General features: G+C 67.3%; 4 protein-coding genes. All 4 read left to right on the top strand.

Annotation, left to right across the window (positions count from 1 at the left end; translation table 11 throughout):
* The coding region (locus VGC18_RS00515) for an FGGY-family carbohydrate kinase (RefSeq protein ID WP_331093111.1) at positions 1–879 on the top strand (879 nt) is incomplete at its 5' end.
* On the top strand, positions 876–1,574 hold the full coding sequence (locus VGC18_RS00510) for an L-ribulose-5-phosphate 4-epimerase (protein ID WP_331093109.1): 699 nt from the start codon (positions 876–878) through the stop codon (positions 1,572–1,574). The genes VGC18_RS00515 and VGC18_RS00510, both read left to right, overlap by 4 nt.
* Entirely contained in the window at positions 1,571–3,091 is a 1,521-nt protein-coding gene (gene araA, locus VGC18_RS00505) for an L-arabinose isomerase (RefSeq protein WP_414672841.1), read from the top strand. The genes VGC18_RS00510 and araA overlap by 4 nt, the downstream gene beginning before the upstream one ends.
* A 120-nt stretch (positions 3,092–3,211) precedes the next feature.
* Positions 3,212–3,855 (top strand): substrate-binding domain-containing protein (locus tag VGC18_RS00500; protein ID WP_331093107.1); only part of this gene is annotated, 644 nt, incomplete at its 3' end.

The raw sequence follows: 3,855 nt of genomic DNA, 5'->3' as shown, positions 1-3,855 counted from the left end.
GACGCCCACGTGACCGCCCCCGCCGCCCAGGCCGTCGAGCCGGGGCAGATGCTCGCCATCATGGGCACCTCCACCTGCCACGTCATGAACTCCGACCTGCTGGTCGAGGTTCCTGGCATGTGCGGCGTCGTCGACGGGGGCATCGTCTCCGGCCTCTACGGCTACGAGGCCGGCCAGTCCGGCGTCGGCGACATCTTCGCCTGGTACGTCAAGAACCAGGTCCCGGCCCGCTACTACGAGGATGCCGCGGCCGCGGGCCTGAGCATCCACGAGCACCTCACCAACCTCATCAAGGACCAGCCGGTCGGCGGTCACGGCCTGGTCGCCCTCGACTGGGAGAGCGGCAACCGCTCGGTGCTCGTGGACCACGAGCTCAGCGGCACCGTGGTCGGACTGACCCTGACCACCAGGACGGAGGAGGTCTACCGCGCGCTGTTCGAGGCCACCGCGTTCGGCACCCGGACCATCGTGGAGACCTTCAACGCCGCCGGGGTGCCCGTGACGGAGTTCGTCGTGGCCGGCGGTCTTCTGAAGAACCCGTTCCTCATGCAGGTCTACTGCGACGTGCTGCGGATGCCCATCTCCATCATCGCGAGCGACCAGGGTCCCGCGCTCGGTTCGGCGATCCATGCCGCCGCCGCCGCCGGCGTCTACGCCGACGTGCTGGAGGCGGGAGCGGCGATGGGCAAGGTCAACCGCGCCGTGTACCGGCCCAACGAGGCCGCGGCGGATGCCTACGACCGCCTCTACGCGGAGTATTCGACGCTCCACGACTACTTCGGTCGGGGGACCAACGATGTGATGCACCGCCTCGCGGCGATGCGCCGCGAGGGCTTCGGCGCCGCATCGACGGCGCCGACGGAAGGAGCACGGGCATGAGCGCGCCCACCCCCGACCTGCAGGAGGCGATCCTCGAGGTCCGCGCCGATGTGGCGAGGCTGCACGAGCTGCTGGTCCGCTACCAGCTCGTCATCTGGACCGGCGGCAACATCTCCGGACGGGTGCCGGGTGCCGACCTCTTCGTCATCAAACCGAGCGGTGTCGAGTACGACGACCTGACGCCGGAGAACATGATCCTCTGCGACCTGGACGGCAACGTCGTCGAGGGGGAGAACGCACCGTCGAGCGACACGGCGGCCCACGCCTACGTCTACCGCAACATGCCGCAGGTGAACGGGGTCGTGCACACGCACTCGACCTATGCGACCGCCTGGGCGGCGCGGGCGGAGCCGGTGCCCTGTGTCCTCACGGGTCAGGCCGACGAGTTCGGTGGCGAGATCCCCGTCGGTCCGTTCGCGATCATCGGCGACGACTCGATCGGCCGCGGCATCGTCGCGACCCTGACCGGACACCGTTCGCGCGCCGTTCTCATGCAGAACCACGGTGTCTTCACGATCGGAAAGAACTCACGCGATGCGGTGAAGGCGGCCGTCATGGCGGAGGACGTGGCCCGCACGGTGCACATCGCGCGCCAGCTGGGTGAGCTCGTCCCCATCCCCCAGGAGAAGATCGACGCCCTCTTCGATCGTTATCAGAACGTCTACGGACAGAAACCAACAGGAGCACTCAGTTGAGCACGAACATCATCCCCGATCTCGCCGCCTACGAGGTCTGGTTCCTCACCGGCAGTCAGGGCCTCTACGGCGAGGACACCCTTCGGCAGGTCGCCGAGCAGTCGCGGCAGATCGCGGAGGCCCTGCAGGCATCCAGCGACATCCCGGTCACGGTCGTCTGGAAGCCCGTGCTCACCGATTCCGAGGCCATCCGCCGGGTCGTGCTCGAGGCCAACTCGAACGACAGGACGATCGGCCTCATCGCCTGGATGCACACCTTCAGCCCCGCGAAGATGTGGATCACCGGCCTGGATCTGCTCCGCAAGCCGCTGCTGCACCTGCACACGCAGGCCAATGTCGAGCTGCCGTGGTCCGAGATCGACATGGACTTCATGAACCTCAATCAGGCCGCCCACGGCGACCGCGAGTTCGGCTACATCGAGACCAGGCTCGGCATCGTGCGCAAGACCGTCGTCGGTCACGTGTCGAACCCCGCCGTCACCGCCAGGATCGGCAACTGGAGCCGCGCGGCGGCGGGCTGGGCGGCGGTGCACGAGCTCAAGCTGGCCCGCTTCGGCGACAACATGCGCTACGTCGCCGTCACGGAGGGCGACAAGACCGAGGCGGAGCTGCGATTCGGCGTCCAGGTCAACACCTGGGGGGTCAACGACCTCGTCGAGGCGGTGGATGCGGCGAGCGAGTCGGATGTCGACGGTCTCGTCGCCGAATACGAGGACCTCTACGCCGTCGTCCCCGAGCTGCGCCGCGGAGGGGACCGGCATGAGTCGCTCCGCTACGGGGCCCGGATCGAGCTGGGCCTGCGCTCCTTCCTCGAGGCGGGGGACTTCGGTGCCTTCACAACGAGCTTCGAGGACCTCGGCGGCCTCCGCCAGCTCCCCGGTCTCGCCGTCCAAAGGCTCATGGCAGACGGCTACGGCTTCGGGGCGGAGGGCGACTGGAAGACCGCCGTGCTCATCCGCGCGGCCAAGGTCATGGGCGCCGGCCTTCCCGGCGGTGCCTCGCTCATGGAGGACTACACCTACAACCTCGTGCCCGGCGAGGAGGTCATCCTCGGCGCCCACATGCTCGAGGTATGCCCGACCCTGACGACCGCCAAGCCGTCCCTCGAGATCCATCCGCTCGGCATCGGCGGCCGCGAGGATCCCGTGCGCCTCGTCTTCGACACGGATGCCGGACCCGGCATCGTGGTCGCCCTCTCCGATTTGCGGGACCGGTTCCGGCTGACGGCCAATGTCGTCGACGTCGTCGACCTGCCGCATCCGCTGCCGAAGCTGCCGGTCGCCCGCGCGCTCTGGAAGCCTCGGCCGGACTTCGCCACGAGTGCGGCCGCCTGGCTCACGGCGGGCGCGGCGCATCACACGGTGATGAGCACCGCGATCGGGCTCGAGGTCGTCGAGGACTTCGCCGCCATCGCCAAGAGCGAGCTGGTCGTCATCGACGAGCACACCGTGCTGCGTGACTTCGGTCGCGAGCTGCGCTGGAACCAGGCCTACTACCGGCTGGCGCAGGGACTGTGACCACACAAAGACGTGCCGGGAGACATCCGGCCCGGGATCTGCCTCATCGTGGACGGAGGCCGATCCGCTAAAGAGCACTACGTACGACAACGACGTCCAATACGTTTGAAAGGAATCACAGTGAAGGCGAAAAAGATTCTCATCGGCATCGCGGCAATCGGGTTGACGGTGTCCCTCGCGGCCTGCTCCGGCGGCCGGACCACGAGCAACTCCGGCGGCGGGTCGAGCGACAACAAGGGTGCCCTCGTGGGTGTCGCCATGCCGACCAAGGTGTCGGAGCGGTGGATCAAGGACGGCAACGCCGTCAAGTCCGACCTCACCAAGCTCGGATACAAGGTCGACCTCGAATACGGCGACAACAAGATCCCCCAGCAGGTGCAGCAGGTGAGCAACATGATCACCAAGGGGGCGAAGATCCTGATCATCGCCTCCATCGACGGCGGCTCCCTGAGCGACCAGCTGGACTCGGCCGCCAAGGCCGGGATCAAGGTCATCTCCTATGACCGCCTGCTCACCGGCGACAAGAACGTCGACTACTACGTCTCGTTCGACAACTACAAGGTCGGCGTCGATCAGGCAACCAGCCTGCTCACCGGTCTCGGGGTCCTCGGCGACGACGGCCAGCCGACCGGCAAGAAGGGGCCGTTCAACATCGAGCTCTTCGCCGGCAGCCCGGACGACAACAACGCCACCTTCTTCTTCAACGGCGCGATGGACACCCTGAAGAAGTACATCGACGACGGAACGCTCGTCGTGGGGAGCGG

Origin of the sequence: Lacisediminihabitans sp. (assembly GCF_036404185.1) — a bacterium.
Lineage (GTDB): Bacteria > Actinomycetota > Actinomycetes > Actinomycetales > Microbacteriaceae > Lacisediminihabitans.
The sequence above is the reverse complement of the archived record's forward strand: the minus strand, read 5'-3'. Positions and strand labels throughout refer to the sequence as shown.

What these genes read in the sequence shown, in the direction of transcription:
- VGC18_RS00510 (WP_331093109.1), top strand. Translation starts at nt 876, where the DNA reads ATGAGCGCGCCCACCCCCGACCTGCAGGAGGCGATCCTCGAGGTCCGC.